The following is a 15,085-nucleotide window of genomic DNA, read 5'->3' on the forward strand; positions in this document are numbered from 1 at the left end:
GCGGACCTGTGGACGGCACACCGCGTCCGCTGGTCGCTGTGCGTCAGGCGGCTCCACGGTGCCGCCCGGTGGCAGCGTGACAGAATCGGTCCGATGAGCACCTACCGCGACTTCACCCACCGCGGCTCCGCCAGGGCCACCGTCCTGCGGACCGTCGGCACACGCGAGCGCCGTTCTCACCTGTCGGCGCCGCGTGTCCCCACGGTCGGCATCGACATCGGCGGCACGAAGGTGATGGCGGGCGTCGTCGACGCCGACGGCAACATCCTGGAGAAGCTCCGCACCGAGACGCCCGACAAGTCCAAGAGCCCCAAGGTCGTCGAGGACACCATCGTCGAGCTGGTCCTGGACCTCTCCGACCGGCACGATGTGCACGCCGTCGGTATCGGTGCGGCCGGCTGGGTGGACGCGGACCGCAGCCGTGTCCTGTTCGCTCCGCATCTGTCCTGGCGCAACGAGCCCCTGCGCGACCGCCTGGCCGGACGGCTCGCCGTCCCCGTCCTGGTGGACAACGACGCCAACGCCGCCGCCTGGGCCGAGTGGCGCTTCGGCGCGGGCCGCGGCGAAGACCATCTCGTCATGATCACTCTCGGTACGGGCATCGGCGGTGCCATCCTGGAGGACGGTCAGGTCAAGCGCGGCAAGTTCGGCGTCGCGGGCGAGTTCGGCCATATGCAGGTCGTGCCCGGCGGCCACCGCTGCCCGTGCGGCAACCGCGGCTGCTGGGAGCAGTACAGCTCGGGCAACGCCCTGGTCCGTGAGGCCAAGGAGCTGGCCGCCGCCGAATCCCCGGTGGCGTACGGGATCATCGAGCACGTCAAGGGCAACATCTCCGACATCACCGGCCCGATGATCACCGACCTGGCCCGCGAGGGCGACGCGATGTGCATCGAGCTGCTGCAGGACATCGGCCAGTGGCTCGGCGTCGGCATCGCCAACCTCGCCGCCGCCCTGGACCCGTCCTGCTTCGTGATCGGCGGCGGGGTCAGCGCGGCCGACGACCTGCTCATCGGCCCGGCCCGGGACGCCTTCCGGCGCCATCTGACCGGCCGCGGCTATCGCCCCGAAGCCCGCATCGCGCGCGCCCAGCTCGGCCCCGAGGCCGGCATGGTCGGCGCCGCCGACCTGGCCCGGCTCGTCGCCCGCCGCTTCCGGCGCGCCAACCGACGCCGCGTGGAGCGGTACGAGCGCTACGAGCGGTACGAGCAGACCCGCCGCACCATCAAGGGGTCACTGTGACCTCGGTGCCGCATCAGTCGTCACCGCCGGGCGAGCCCTCACGGCCCCCGGAGGCCCGAGGGCACATGATCCGCCGAAGGGCGCTGACGCTGCTGATCATCGTGCTGCTCATCGGCGTCCCCGCCGGCTACCTGGTGATCTCCGCCAACCAGAGCCGCGACAGCGGCAAGGTCAAGGAGGCGAGGTACTCGGCGACCGGCCTCACCGCGGGCTGGCCCTCCAGCGTGCTGGGCAGTCTGTACCAGGTGAAGATCCCCGAGGATGCCACCGGCGTCGCGTACTACGAGACGAACAACTGGAAGACCAGCAGGCTGTACGCGCAGTTCAGTACCACCGACGCCGGACTCGAGGAGTTCCTCGGCCACATCAGGACGAGCACGAGCGAGCTGAAGGAGAACGACACCGCCATCAGCACGCGCGACCAGGAAGTCGTCGGCTGGACGTTCACGGGAGACGGCCCCTGGTACGGCCTGACCCACGCGCAGAAGAACCCGGCGCCCACCCTGGACGTCATGGTGGACCGGGCCGTCCCCGACCGCCCGACGGTCTACGTGGTGTCGCGGACGATTCCCTGACCACCGCCCGTCGCGCTCCCGGCCGCTCGCCGGAGCCGATTGTCAGACCCCGCCCGTACAGTCGAAGACATCTGATGCGATGCGACGGCGGGAGGTGACCGGACGTATGGGGGAGCAGGTGGCCGAGGCGGTCGTGCCCATGGGGGCGCCCCCTGCTCGAACGCAGTCGAGAGCTTGGGGGAGGCTGGCCGCCGTCTTTGTGCCCGCGCCGCTGCCCCGCCAGGGCCGGGTCGCCTTCTGGGACCCGGAGGGCGGAGCACTGCCGTCGAACGGCACGCAGGACACGGACGGCGCGCAGGAACTGACGGTCGTACGCAGCCATGGAGCCGGCGTGCGCAGGGGCACCGTCCCCGCCGTCTCGCTGTCCATCGCCGATGCCCTGCCCCTGCTCGCCCGGGCCCGGCGCGACCCCGCCGCCCACCCCGCCACCGCCTGCTGGGGCGCCGCCGCGCTGCACGCCCTGCGACTCGTCGCGCGCGGGCGGCTGCTGCCCGGGCTCACCCCCCAGGGATACGACGCCTGGCGGGCCGGACCACTGGAGCCGGACGACATCGCCCACCTCAGGGCGATCGCCGCCGCGCTCCCGTACGAGGGCCATGCCGTCCCGCTCGCCGGCAAGGGACCCCTCAGGCTGCCCGAGCCGGAGTCCCTCGTACGGTCCTTCCTGGACGCGGTCGCGGACACCCTGCCGCGCACCCCGGCCGCCGCCCACACCGCGGGCAGGCCGTTCGCGGCGCACGAGCCGCAGCGCCTTCCCCGGGCGCACGACTGGGCCGCCGAGGTGGCCGCGGGCATGGACACGGGCGTACGGATCTCGTTGCGCCTGGACCTGTCCGCGTACCAGCTGTTCGACGACGGCGAGGGCGCCCGCCGCGCCGGCGCGGCCGTCGTGCAGGTGCACAGCCTCGCCGACCCGACACTCGTCGTCGACGCGGCGGTGTTGTGGGCCGGTGAGGCGGACGCCGCGTTCGGCCCCCGCGCGCGGGTGGACGCGGCCCTCGCCGTCCGCCGCGCGGCCCGCGTCTGGCCCCCACTGGAGCGGCTCTCCGCACAGGAGGCGCCCGACGTACTGGCGCTGTCCGAGGAGGAGCTGGGCGATCTGCTGGGCGTCGCGGCGAGCAGGCTGGGCGCTGCCGGGGTCGCGGTGCACTGGCCCAGGGACCTGGCGCAGGATCTGACCGCGGCGGCGGTCGTACGGCCCGCGCCCGGCTCTGCGACCGACGGCACGGGCTTCTTCGAGAGCAAGGACCTGCTCCAGTTCCGCTGGCAGCTGGCGCTCGGCGGCGACCCGCTCACCGAGGCCGAGATGGACACACTCGCCGAGGCTCACCGCCCGGTCGTCCGACTGCGCGACCGATGGGTGCTGGTCGACCCGGCGCTCGTCCGCAAGGCCCGCAAGCGCGAACTGGGCCTGCTCGACCCGGTCGACGCGCTGTCCGTGGCGCTCACCGGCCGCGCCGAGGTGGACGGCGCGACGGTGGAGGCGGTGCCGGTCGGCGCGCTGGCCGCCCTCCGGGACCGGCTGACCTCGGGCGTCGGCCCGGTGGCGCCGCCCGAGGGCCTCGCCGCCCGGCTCCGGGACTACCAGTTGCGAGGCCTGGCCTGGCTGGACCTGATGACCTCCCTCGGCCTCGGCGGCTGCCTCGCCGACGACATGGGCCTCGGTAAGACGGTCACCGTCATCGCCCTGCATCTGCGCCGGGCGCGCCGCGAGCCGACCCTGGTGGTCTGCCCGGCGTCGCTGCTGGGCAACTGGCAGCGGGAGATCACCCGGTTCGCCCCCTCCGTCCCGGTCCGCCGCTTCCACGGCCCGGACCGCACCCTGGACGACCTGGACGGCGGTTTCGTGCTCACCACCTACGGGACGATGCGGTCGGCGGCGCCAAGGCTCGCCGACCAGACCTGGGGCATGGTCGTCGCGGACGAGGCACAGCACGTCAAGAACCCCTACTCGGCCACGGCGAAGGCACTGCGCACGATCCCGTCGCCCGCGCGCGTCGCCCTCACCGGGACGCCCGTGGAGAACAACCTCTCCGAACTGTGGGCGCTGCTGGACTGGACGACCCCGGGACTGCTCGGCCCCCTGAAGTCCTTCCGTGCCCGGCACGCGCGCGCGGTGGAGAACGGCGAGGACGAGGAGGCGGTCGAGCGGCTCGCCCGCCTGGTCCGCCCGTTCCTGCTGCGCCGCAAGAAGTCCGACCCGGGCATCGTCCCCGAGCTTCCACCCAAGACCGAGACCGACCACCCCGTGCCGCTCACCCGTGAACAGGCCGCGCTCTACGAGGCGGTCGTGCGGGAGTCCCTGCTGGAGATCGAGACGGCGCAGGGCATCGCCCGCCGAGGCCTGGTCCTGGGGCTCCTCGGCTCGCTCAAGCAGATCTGCGACCACCCGGCCCTGTATCTGAAGGAGGACCCGCGAACGGCCGCGGCGCTCACCGCCCGGTCCGGCAAACTCGCCCTGCTGGACGAGCTGTTGGACACCCTGCTGGCGGAGGACGGCTCGGCGCTGGTGTTCACGCAGTATGTCGGCATGGCCCGGCTCATCAGCACGCACCTGGCCTCCCGCGCGGTACCGGCCGAGCTGCTGCACGGGGGTACGCCGGTGCCTGAACGCGAGCGGATGGTGGACCGTTTCCAGAGCGGGGAGACCCCGGTCCTGGTCCTCTCCCTCAAGGCGGCGGGCACGGGCCTCAATCTCACCCGCGCGGGTCATGTCATCCATTTCGACCGCTGGTGGAACCCGGCGGTGGAGGAGCAGGCCACGGATCGCGCGTACCGCATCGGCCAGACCCAGCCGGTCCAGGTCCACCGACTGATCACCGAGGGCACGGTCGAGGACCGCATCGCCGAGATGCTGGAGTCCAAGCGGGCACTGGCGGACGCGATCCTGGGCTCCGGCGAGTCGGCCCTGACCGAACTGACCGACCGCGAGCTGTCGGACCTGGTGTCGCTGAGGAGGACGGCGTGAACGGCGCGGGGGAGGAGCGGCCCGGGACGGGCGGGGAGCCGCACCCCGAGGGCGGGACGGTTCCGGCACGCGCGGTGGATGCGGTACGTGCGGCTGACGTGGCACGCCCCGCCGACGTGGCGCGTCGTGCGCTGCGGGCGGCGCGGGAGCGGGAGAGTGCCGACGGTGACGTCCGGGCCGCAGAGCCCTCCGCCGCGGACTCGGCGGTCACCGTGCCCGGAACAGGCGTGCAGCAGAAGGTCAGGCCGGGGGACGCGGCGCGCGCGGCGTTGCGACGGGCGAACGCGGAACGCCGCGGCGGCGGGCGGACCGGGGAGGGCGCTGCGGCTCCGCAGGAGACCGGGCATGAACACCCCGCCGTCGTGCGGGAGACCCCTGGGGTCCTGGACACCGCCCGGGAGACCGTCCCGGCCGCACGTCCTGGCGAGGCCGCCCGGAAGACCACCCCGGCCGCGCGCCCCGGCGACGTCGCGCGTGAGGCGTTGCGGGCCGCGAGGGAAGAAGCGGACCGGGAGCGGCCCGAGGCCGCGGCCGGGGGAGGAGCAGCGCGGCGCCCGTCGGGCTCCCGAGCGGCATCCGGCACCCCGGGGCCGTCCGGCCCGAGGCCGACCGGCGCTCTCACCCGCCGGGGCACCCGGACGAGTACGCGCGGCGGCCGGATCCGGGACATGCGTGAACTCCTCGCCGACGCCTTCGAGTTGCCGGAACCGATGGCGCATCAGGGCGGGGCCGAACCCCCCATGGGGGACGACGGCGAGCGAGCGCAGACGCCCCCGCAGCCCCCGCTGCCCCCGCGCGAAGTGGCGAGCTTGTCCGTGTCGCCCGGGCAGGAGGGAGAAGACCTGCCCCCGAGACCCGCTGGAACCTCGCCGGGCGGGCTCCTGGCCGCCCGCAACCCGTGGTCGATGGCGGCCCCCAGCCGCGACGGCGAGTTGCGGCGCACCTTCGCCGCGATCCCCGCGCCACCGGCGGACCGGGCGGACCGGTTCGCCGAGACATGGTGGGGCAACGCCTGGGTCGCGGCGCTGGAGGAAGGGGCCCTCGACACCGCCCGGCTGGCCCGGGGGCGGGCCTACGCGGGCCAGGGGAACGTCGACTCCATCACCGTCACCCCAGGGCTCGTGCTCGCATACGTGCACGGGAGCCGTCCGCGCCCGTACCGCGTCCAGCTGCGGTTGCGGACGTTCTCCGACGAGGAGTGGGAGCGCTTCCTGGACGCAGCCGCCGAGCGGCCCGGCCACATCGCCGCGCTGCTGGACAAGGAGGTACCGCGGTCCCTCGCCGAGTGCGGGGGCCGGCTGCTCCCGGGCTCGGACGACCTCGAACCGCACTGCAGCTGCCCCGACTTCGGCCACCCCTGCAAGCACGCCGCCGCCGTCTGCTACCAGACCGCCCGGCTGCTCGACCAGGACCCCTTCGTCCTCCTCCTGCTGCGCGGCCGAGGCGAGCGCGAGTTGCTCGACGCGTTGTCCAGGCGCAACGCGGCCCGTGCGGCCCGCGCCGCGCGGGAGCAGGAACCCGCACCCGTCGTCGGCGTCCGCGCCCGTGACGCCGTGGCCCGGCGTGCGCTGCCGGCGCTCCCGGACCCGCTGCCGCCCCCCGCGCACCCCGAGCAGCCGCCGGTCTACCCGGGGACTTCGGACGGCCCGGACCCGCTCGCGCTGGACCAGCTCGCCACGGACGCGGCAGCCCGCGCCCACGCCCTGCTGACCACCGGGCGCGATCCGGTCGCGGAGCTGACGCTCTGGCAGGACGCGGTACGGCTCGCCGCGGCCCGCCCCGGTTCGGGCCTCACCGCGGCCACCCGGGCGCTCTACTCCTCGCTGGCCGCCGCCACCGGGCGGACATCGGCCGACCTGGCGCGCGCGGTCGCCGCGTGGCGACAGGGCGGACGGGCGGGACTCGCCGTGCTCGAAGAGCCCTGGGACCCGCCGGCGGGCCGCTTCGACCGCGCCCGCCCCCTCCTCCTCGCCGCGGACCTCCCCGCGTTCCGCCCCTGGCGCAACCGCCTCACACACCCGGCCGGCCACACCCAGCTCCGTCTCGGCCACGACGGCCTGTGGTACGCGTACGAGTCGGAACCGGGCCGCGAGGAGTGGTGGCCCCGCGGCATCCCGGACCTGGACCCGGTCGGCGCCCTGACCGGTCTGGGAGCGCCGGGAGAGGGATGAGCGCGGCCGCACGGGGCAACGCCACCTGACGGCGGGGCCCGGTACCCCGCGCCGCAACGGGCTCCGGGCAGAAGGACGGTGGCGGCGTCGCGGTTACGGCAGGCGCGGGCTCCCTCCCGTATCGGAGCATTCAAGGCTTTCGGCACGCCCGGCGCAAGTCCTCGCCCACGCCTCCTTGATCAGGCCCTCTTCACAGTTGTTTCATAGGCTTCACAGGTGCCTCATTGGCCTCAGTGGGCACCCAACACAGCCTGTGGGGGGCACAGTTGAACACTGCACACCGTCCCGGACGCCTGGCGGCCACGATGCTCGCCGCCACCCTCGCCGGAGCCGGCCTGACCGTCGCCGTGGCGCCCGCGGCCCACGCGGCGGCCTCCGACTCGGTGGTCAAGCTGCCGTTCTCGTCGTACTCGGCGATCGCCGTCGACTCCGTGCACCAGCGCGTGTTCGTCGCGGACAGAGCTACCGACTACTACACCAACAAGGGTGTCATCGCCGTCTACGACTTCCGCGGCGAGCGCCTGACCACCATCCAGACTCCCTACTATGTCTCGGGCCTGGCTCTCAGCGCCGACAGCACCAAGCTCTACGCCGGTCTGCGCGCGCAGATCCAGACGTACGACACCACCACCTTCGAACCGGCCATGCTCGGCTACGCCGCCACTGATGATTGTGGCCGAGAACTCGCCTTTTCAGGCGGCCAGTTGTACTTCACCACGCCCAACTCGCGCTACGTGGACGAGTGCTCCACCGCCCAGTCCTATCTGGACGTTGCAATCAACGGCTCGTACAGCCGCACCGGTTGGAACGACTACGGCAAGCTCACGCTCGAGTCCGGCCCCGGTGATCGGATGCTCATGGGCCAGCCGCGCAACAACAAGGCGGCCAACCCCTTCCTCACGGTGTACGACACCAGCAACGGCTCTCTCGTACGAAACGCCGCCCGCCGCTTCGCCGACAGCGCGGGCAACGGCGCGCTCGACCTGAAGGACATGGCGTTCTCCGCCGACGGCAGCAAGGTCGCCGTCGCCGACGCCGCCTACGGCACCCGGCTGCTCAACACCGACGACCTCTCCGACGCGGCGAACGCCTACCCGGCGCTCCCGGCCGGCGCCACCGCCAGCTCGGTCGCCTTCAGCGGCGACGGAAAGTACCTCGCACGCGGCGCGGCGGCCACCGGCTCCACTCCCGACCTGCTGCTCCAGCCCGCCGACCCCACAGACTCGACGGCGCCGCTGGAGTTCGTCTTCGAGGGCAGCCTCGACGGCGACCGGGTCGCGCCGCGCGGCATGGAGTGGTCGGCCGACGGCTCCCGGCTGTTCGCGGTCACCACCAACGCGGTCGGCAGCCAGTTCTGGCTGCACATCATCCAGCCCCCGGCCGTCCAGTACGACGTCCGCTTCACCGGCGGCCTCACCCACAGCCCCGCACAGGCGGTCGCCGGCGAGCCGCTGTCCGTGCGCGGCAAGCTGGAGTTCGACGGTCCCGCGCCCAGCACGCCGTTGAAGGTCAAGGCGACCCGCGTGGACGCGACCGGCACCCACGACGTGGGCACCGCCACCGTCAAGGCGGACGGCACCTTCACGATCCTCGACGAGCCGGACGTCGTCGGCGACGCCACGTACCGGGTGTCCTTCCTCGGCGACCTGACCCACCGTCCGGCCGAGGACCTCACCCACACCGTCACCGTCGCCAAGGCGCCCACCTCGATCGCGCTCACCGCGCCGGCGGAGGCATCGCTCAGCGGGGGCGTCACCATCACCGGCACGTTCACCGCGCAGGGCAAGGCGCTGCCGGACCGGGCGGTGCTGAAGGTCGTACGGACCGACCAGCTCGGCACCGGCACACTGTCGTCGGTGACCGTCGCCGCGGACGGCACCTTCACCATCGACGACATTCCGCGCGCCAAGCGTGACGTGACCTACACCGTCAGCTGGCCCGGCGACGACCTGCACACGGCGTCGACCGCGTCGGCGACGGTCAACGTCAAGCGCTGATCCCTCCGGTCCCGCACCCGGTCCTCCAGGCACCGGGTGCGGGACTCCCGACGGCGGCGCAGGCGATCTGGTGCCCTTCACCCTGCACTTCGAACATGCGGGACGCGTCGAGGCCCTCGCCGTGGTGGTCCGCCCCGGCCAGGACGGGGTGTGAGCGATCGGGGCTGTCCAGGCGTGTGGCCCGGCCCCGCCCACCCGCCTTGTACGGGCAGGCGGGCCCGACGGTGAGCGTGCTCGCGCCACGAGGGCGAACCCCGGCAGATCCCCGGGGAACTCACCGGCCTCTCCATCCGACTGCTCTGGTGACGAAGCAGGGAGGTGGCATGAAGGGGTTGGACGTCCGGATGTCCGGCGTCGTGTGCCGGCACGGCCGGGTCGAGGCGGTACGCGAGGTGTGCCTCGACATCGCGGTGGGGCAGCGGGTGGCGCTGACCGGCACCAACGGGTCGGGCAAGACGACGCTGCTGCGTGCCGTTCTCGGCCTGCACCGGCAGTTCTCCGGCCGGATCCTGGTCGGTGGGCGGGACACCGGGAGCGCGGCCGAGTGGGCGTGGCGGCGCAGGGCGTGCGCGTGGATCCCGCAGAAGCCGGCGACCGGCCGGTTTCCGCTGTTGGGCCGGGAGCTGCTGGCGAGCAGCGCATCTGCCGCCGAAGCGGTCGAGGCGGCGGACAAGCTCGGCGTCGGGTCTCTCGCCGACCGGCCGCTGCACACGCTGTCCGGAGGTCAGCTCCAGCGCATGTACCTGGCGCGGGCCGTGGGTTGCGTCGCCGCGGGCGCAGGGGTGCTGCTCGCCGACGAGCCCACCGCCGCGCTCGACTTCTCCGGCCAGGAGGAGGCGGCCGACGTGCTGCTGTCCCTGCCGGTGACCGTCGTGGTCGTCACGCACGACCGAGCCCTGGCCGACCGCTGCGACCGGGTGCTGGAGATGGCCGCGGGCCGGCTGCGGGAGGTCCGGTGAGCACGCTGGCCGCGGCCGACGTCGGCCAGCTGCTGCAACTCGTGCCCGTCCAACGGGCGGGCGTCGCCCTGTTGGTAGCGGCCGTCGGGCTGCCTGTGATCGGGGTCGTCATCGTCGGTCTCGACATCATGCCGGTGCGGTTCGCGATGATGCACGTGGCGCTGCTGGGCATCGCGGTCGCTCTGCTGACCGGACTCGACCCGATGCTGTGCGCGCTGGTGGCGTGCGCACTCGCCGGGGCCGGGGTCGCGCCCCTGGCCCGCACCCCGGACGGACTGTCCGGCGCGATGGGCCTGCTGATGAGCCTGGCGATCGCGGGCGCGCTGCTCGTGCTCGCCGTCTCGGGTGTCAACGCGGCGGGAGCCTTCGCGCTGCTGTGGGGGTCCATCCTCTCGGTCGGCACCGCGGACCTCTGGCTGCTGGCCGGCCTGGCCGTCGCCGTGCCGGGCCTGTTCTGGTGGCGCAGGAGGGACATCGCGCTTCTTCTCTACGACCGTGAGCTCGCCCTGTCCTCGGGCGTACGTGTCGAGCGGCTCACCCTCCTGCTGCTGGTCCTGGTCGCGGTGTCGGTCGCCGGGGCCATCAAGCTCACCGGCGCCCTGCTCGTCGACGCGCTCACTCTTCTGCCCGCCCTCGCCGCACGGCGGTTGGGCCGTTCCCTGTCCTCCATCATCCTCTGGGCGATCGGCACCGGCGTCGTCGTGAACCTGACCGGGTTCCTCATCGCGCTCAGCTTCGACTGGCCGCCCGGACCCGTCCTCGTCCTCACCGCCGGCGTGGTCGTCCTCGCCGTGCACCTCGTACCCGAACGGAGAATCAGCTCATGGCGCGCATCCGCGTCCACATCACTTCCGTCCTCGCGCTGACCCTCGGCACCGCGCTCACGGTCACTGGCTGCGGCAGCGAGAACACCCCGTCGTCCTCCTCGTCCGAGGCGAAGCCCGGGGGCAAGAACGAGGACGCCCCGGTCGTCGTCGCCACCACGAGCTGGGAGGGCGCCTTCGCCAAGGCCGCAGGAGCGAAGGACGTCAAGGTCATCGTGCCGGAGTCGGTGCAGCACGCTCCCGACTACGACCCGAAGCCGTCCGACCTGGCGGCCGTGGCGGGCGCCGACTTCGTGCTGTACGCGCCCTTCGAGCCCTACGCCGCGAAGTTCAAGGAGGCGGCCGGGTCGAACGCCAAGCTGGTCGAGGTCAACCTCGACAACGACGCCGACAAGGCCAAGGCCGAGGTGACCCGTCTGGGCAAGATGTTCGGCACCGAAGAGGCTGCCGCCAAGTGGATCACGTCCTTCGACACCGAGTACGCCACGTTGCAGAAGGACCTCAAGGCCGCCTGGCCGCAGGGCAAGGCGCCGACCGCCGTCGCCCAGGTGTTCTCGACGTGGTCGGCGAAGATGGCGGGCGCGAACCTGGTCGGTGCGTACGGCCCTGAGGCGGTGACGGCCAAGCAGCTGTCCGACCTCTCGAAGAAGAGGCCGCAACTGGTCCTGGACAACGTCCATATGACGACCGGCAAGGTGCTTCCCGACTCCGGTGCCCGCCAGGTGGAGATCGTCAACTACCCGGCCGAGGACCTGGACCTGCTGGCCGTGTACAAGAACGCGGCGACGGCGGTGGAGAAGGCGATGGCCTCGTCCTGAGCCGCAGGGGTGGCGGACACGCGGAGGGCCGCCCGGGATGTCACCGGGCGGCCCTCCTGCTCACCGGGGGGTCAGCCGGCCGGTGTCAGAGGCCGCTGCTCCTCCGCCTGAGCCGTGCACTGTTCCCGTAGCGCCGCCCGGTCCGGCTTGCCCGCCGGCGTCAGCGGCAACTCGCCCAGCACCAGCAGCCGTTCGGGGTGCTTGCGTCGCTCCAGACCACGGGTGTCGAGGTGGGCGCACAGCTCTTCCAGCGTGATCCTCGCGCCCTCCCGGGGCACGACGCAGGCCGCGAGCCGTTCACCCATCAACGGGTCGCGTACCCCCACGCACACCACGTCCCGCACGCCGGGATGTGTGGCGAGTTCGAGCTCCACTTCCGCGGGGCTGATGTTTTCCCCGCCCCGGATCACCACGTCCTTCAGTCGCCCGACGATCCTGAGCGTCCCGTCCTGGTCGATGAGCCCCAGGTCCCCGGTGCGCACCCAGCCGTCCGCCGTGCGGTAGCGGGAGTCGAGGTCGGGCGCGGCGACGTAGCACAGCGGGGTCATGGGGCCGCGGGCGAGGATCTCGCCGACCGTGCCCCGGGACACCTCCTGCAGCTCCTGAGTGCCGGGGAGAGCGATCCGTATGTCGGCGACCCGGGGATCGGGGTGCCCCGCGGCGATGCCCGGCCGCCCCTCGCCGTCGGAGGAGTCGTCCACCAGTCCGGTGTGGCAGTTGACGCCGTCCGCCGAGCCGTAGAGGTTCACGACCGGGCAGCCGAAGGCTTTGCGTGCCTCCGCTGCCGTGGCCTGGTCCAGCGGTGAGCCTCCGACGATCAGGGCTGTGGGCGGGGTGAACTCCGGCCGGTCGCCTTCCGTCATGCGGTCCAGCATCATCCGGATCATGGTCGGCACGCCCAGGACATGGGTGGGCTGGTGCTCGACGAGTGCCTCCAGCGCGGCCTCGGGGGTGAAGGCGTCGAGTAGGACCAGGGTTCCGCCGTGCCGGGCGAGTGTCACGGCGGTGCCGTTGCTGCCGAAAGCGGAGGCCAGCGGCACGAGGAACAGGCAGCGCGGCGGGCGGCCGTCCGGGATGAGCGAGCCGAGGAAGTTGCCGCGCCCACCGGCCAGGGCGTTGTGTGAGTAGGCCACCATCTTCGGCTCGGCCTCGGACCCGGATGACACCAGGATGCGGGCGGCGGAGTCGGGGTCGGGGCGGGCCGGGACCAGGGTCTTGGGGTCGGTGCGCAGTAACTTCGCAAGTGCGAGGGCCCCTTCGGGTGCGGCTCCCGAGGCGATCACCGTCCGCAGTGCGGGCAGCTCACCGGCGACCGCCAGCAGGTCGGCCGCATGGTGGTTGCCCCGGTGTTCGGCCGCCGCGATCACCGCGACCGCCTCCGATCTGCGCAGCAGCGAGGCCGCCTCGCGCCCGCCGCGCCCGACGGGGAAGGGCAGCGCGACGGCGCCCAGGGCGGCCAGCGCCAGGTCGACGACGACGGCGTCGCGTCCGTTGGGGAGTTGGATGCCGACGACGTCGCCGGGTCGTATGCCGAGTCCGGCAAGTCCGGCGGCGAGACTTCGGGCCTTGCGATCCAGCGCGGTGTAACAGAGTTTGCCTTTGGCGTCGAGGATGGCTGTGTGGTGCGGGTCGGTGATCAGGCGGGCGCGGTAGAGGCTGTAGAGGTCGAGGTCGGGACAGGTTCCGTCCACGGCCCAGGTACGGCGCAGTTCGGCTGGCAGCAGGTCGTGCAGGGCGACGGTCATGCGAACCTCCAGGGGTCGGGAACGGCGGGTGCGCCGTGTGCGTCGCGGCTGATCGAGCCGGAGGAGAGCAGGCCGGCGAGGTCGGTGACGACCGGGACGGCGGACAGACCGTCCCCGCGCAGCCGCTCCAGCGCCCGCGCCGTGGTCAGGTCGCGGACGTCGTACGGGACGGCGGAGTGGTCCGGGAGGGCGATCCAGCCGTCGGCCGTCGGCGAAGGCCGGCGGAACCCCGCCGGCCGACGCGGATCGAGACCCTGCACGGCACGCGCCCGGGCGGCTGCGGTGAGCACGTCGGCGGCCCCCAGCAGGGACGAGTCCACCCGCACACCGGCCCCGGTGCGCTGCCGCAGCAGCAGCCCGGCGAGGACGGCCTCGGCACCGATGAGCCCGCCGAGCACGTCGAGCAAGGTCATCAGGGACGGTGCGGGCGGCTCGTCGGAGGGTCGCGCTGCCTCGCCGACCCCGGTACGGGCCTGCACCATGAAGTCGGTGCCCATCGGGGCGTCGGGCAGCCGTCCGGCCCAGCCGCTGGTGTAGGCGTAGACGAGCGCGGGGTTGGCGGTGGCCAGGTGTTCGTGGTCCAGGCCGAGTCCGGCGGCCTTCCCCGGCGCCCAGTTGTGCAGGAAGACATCGGCCTCCGCCGCCATCGCGCGCAGTCGCTCGCGGTCCGCCGGGGACTTGATGTCGACCTCGACGGCCTTCTTGCCGCGGTTGAGCGCGAGCCAGCGTGCCGAGATCCCCGAGCAGGCGGGTGGCATGCCGCGCAGCGGGTCCCCGCCCGGCGGTTCGATCCGCACCACCTCCGCGCCGAGCAGGCCCAGCAGATGTGCGGTGAGCGGTGCCTGGATGCGGCGGCCGGCCTCCAGGACGGTCAGACCGGCCAGCGGGGCGCCTGCCTCGCCCGCTGGCGCGCCGGAGTACGACGCGGGGTGCGGGGTCAGTTTCCACGGCGGGGCCTCGTCGTACTCGGCGGCCCGATCGGAGAGCGAACGCAGCGGGCACACCTCGGCACCGGAGGAACGGGCGGCCTCCCGGATCGGCTCCCAGCCGGCTCTCCGGGCTGCGTCGTGCAGCGCCTGCGGAAAGGGCGCGCAGGCCGTGGCGTACCGGAACTGGAAGGGCCGCCAGCCGCGCCGTATCGCGTCCTGCGGTGCGTCCAGGGCACGCCAGAAGGCGGCCCACACGCCCGGGTCGAGTGTCTCCAGTTCGAAGACGACTCCGTCGGCGGAGGTGAAGGGAGGCCCGCCCGGGGCGACTTCGGCGGCCTCACCCTCCTCCGCGCCTGCCGCGGCCAGGTACTGCGAGACGGTGAGCAACCCGGCCCGTTCGACGGTGACCTCCGCATCCGAGATCTGTCCGCCGCGAGTCTGGGCGAGGAGCCCGGCCAGCAGGGCCTGCACGGCCAGGATGCCGGTGGCGGTGGCGGTGTAGTCGACGGCCAGGCCGCGCGGGGTGCCGCCGCGGCGACCGTGTACGGCCATGACGCCTGTGGCCGCCTGCACGGTCGCCTCGTCGAGGGCCCCGTCGCCCCACCTCGTCCGGGCCGTGATCCCGTTGAAGCCCGGTCCGCCGAGCCTGATATGGCCGCCAGGGTGTGCGGCCCCCTCCGCGCCGAGCAACCGTAGGTGCTCCGCGACGAGTCCGTCCGCCGGTCCCGGCGGTCCCGAGGCTTCCAGACGCAGCCCGTCGAGCGGCCGGGCCGTCGTGTGCGCGACGGCCGGTGTGGCTGGTGATGTCATGCCTCTCCTTTCCTGACGCGCGGGAACCCGGGAGCGGTCACCCCCGACCA

10 protein-coding genes and 1 pseudogene are annotated in these 15,085 nt (G+C 73.3%); 9 read left to right on the top strand and 2 right to left on the bottom strand.

All coding sequences use genetic code 11. The annotated features are described in order from the left end of the window. Positions 1–93: 93 nt before the first annotated feature. The 9 genes and pseudogenes from BIV24_RS21670 (at position 94) to BIV24_RS21705 (ending at position 11,551) form a co-directional block, all read left to right on the top strand. Entirely contained in the window at positions 94–1,239 is a 1,146-nt protein-coding gene (locus BIV24_RS21670; RefSeq protein WP_071368286.1) for an ROK family glucokinase, read from the top strand. 65 nt (positions 1,240–1,304) lie between these two features. After that, positions 1,305–1,814, top strand: coding sequence for a sugar kinase (locus tag BIV24_RS21675; RefSeq protein WP_245766887.1), 510 nt, complete (start codon positions 1,305–1,307; stop codon positions 1,812–1,814). 106 nt (positions 1,815–1,920) lie between these two features. Continuing rightward, on the top strand, positions 1,921–4,782 hold the full coding sequence (locus BIV24_RS21680; protein ID WP_079168433.1) for a DEAD/DEAH box helicase: 2,862 nt from the start codon (positions 1,921–1,923) through the stop codon (positions 4,780–4,782). A gap of 74 nt (positions 4,783–4,856) precedes the next feature. Beyond that, the gene (locus BIV24_RS21685) at positions 4,857–6,953 is read left to right on the top strand and encodes an SWIM zinc finger family protein (RefSeq protein ID WP_071368288.1); all 2,097 of its coding nucleotides are present in this window, start codon (positions 4,857–4,859) and stop codon (positions 6,951–6,953) included. 266 nt (positions 6,954–7,219) lie between these two features. Continuing rightward, positions 7,220–8,950: an Ig-like domain repeat protein gene (locus BIV24_RS21690; RefSeq protein ID WP_245766888.1), complete on the top strand. Its 1,731-nt coding sequence runs from the start codon at positions 7,220–7,222 to the stop codon at positions 8,948–8,950. A 58-nt stretch (positions 8,951–9,008) separates the two neighbouring features. Further along, positions 9,009–9,104 (top strand): annotated as a pseudogene (locus BIV24_RS35580) (copper chaperone PCu(A)C); the annotation flags it as partial. A gap of 169 nt (positions 9,105–9,273) precedes the next feature. Further along, complete coding sequence (locus BIV24_RS21695; protein ID WP_071368063.1) at positions 9,274–9,909, top strand: ATP-binding cassette domain-containing protein; 636 nt, start codon at positions 9,274–9,276, stop codon at positions 9,907–9,909. Further along, positions 9,906–10,775, top strand: a complete 870-nt coding sequence (locus BIV24_RS21700) for a metal ABC transporter permease (protein WP_071368064.1) — start codon at positions 9,906–9,908, stop codon at positions 10,773–10,775. Before BIV24_RS21695 ends, BIV24_RS21700 begins: the two co-directional genes overlap by 4 nt. Continuing rightward, positions 10,733–11,551, top strand: coding sequence for a metal ABC transporter solute-binding protein, Zn/Mn family (locus tag BIV24_RS21705; protein ID WP_071368065.1), 819 nt, complete (start codon positions 10,733–10,735; stop codon positions 11,549–11,551). The genes BIV24_RS21700 and BIV24_RS21705 overlap by 43 nt, the downstream gene beginning before the upstream one ends. A gap of 71 nt (positions 11,552–11,622) precedes the next feature. Here the strand turns inward: BIV24_RS21705 and BIV24_RS21710 are convergent, their stop codons facing one another. Next, the gene (locus BIV24_RS21710; protein ID WP_071368066.1) at positions 11,623–13,296 is read right to left on the bottom strand and encodes a class I adenylate-forming enzyme family protein; all 1,674 of its coding nucleotides are present in this window, start codon (positions 13,294–13,296) and stop codon (positions 11,623–11,625) included. Further along, complete coding sequence (locus BIV24_RS21715; RefSeq protein ID WP_071368067.1) at positions 13,293–15,035, bottom strand: CoA transferase; 1,743 nt, start codon at positions 15,033–15,035, stop codon at positions 13,293–13,295. Before BIV24_RS21715 ends, BIV24_RS21710 begins: the two co-directional genes overlap by 4 nt. Between the last annotated feature and the right edge of the window lie 50 nt (positions 15,036–15,085).

The organism is Streptomyces colonosanans, assembly GCF_001866645.1.
In the GTDB taxonomy this organism is placed as follows: domain Bacteria; phylum Actinomycetota; class Actinomycetes; order Streptomycetales; family Streptomycetaceae; genus Streptomyces; species Streptomyces colonosanans.

Coding starts and splice junctions, on each gene's coding strand:
- BIV24_RS21670 (WP_071368286.1), top strand. CDS start 94: ATGAGCACCTACCGCGACTTCACCCACCGCGGCTCCGCCAGGGCCACC.
- BIV24_RS21675 (WP_245766887.1), top strand. CDS start 1,305: ATGATCCGCCGAAGGGCGCTGACGCTGCTGATCATCGTGCTGCTCATC.
- BIV24_RS21680 (WP_079168433.1), top strand. CDS start 1,921: ATGGGGGAGCAGGTGGCCGAGGCGGTCGTGCCCATGGGGGCGCCCCCT.
- BIV24_RS21695 (WP_071368063.1), top strand. CDS start 9,274: ATGAAGGGGTTGGACGTCCGGATGTCCGGCGTCGTGTGCCGGCACGGC.
- BIV24_RS21705 (WP_071368065.1), top strand. CDS start 10,733: ATGGCGCGCATCCGCGTCCACATCACTTCCGTCCTCGCGCTGACCCTC.
- BIV24_RS21710 (WP_071368066.1), bottom strand. CDS start 13,296: ATGACCGTCGCCCTGCACGACCTGCTGCCAGCCGAACTGCGCCGTACC.
- BIV24_RS21715 (WP_071368067.1), bottom strand. CDS start 15,035: ATGACATCACCAGCCACACCGGCCGTCGCGCACACGACGGCCCGGCCG.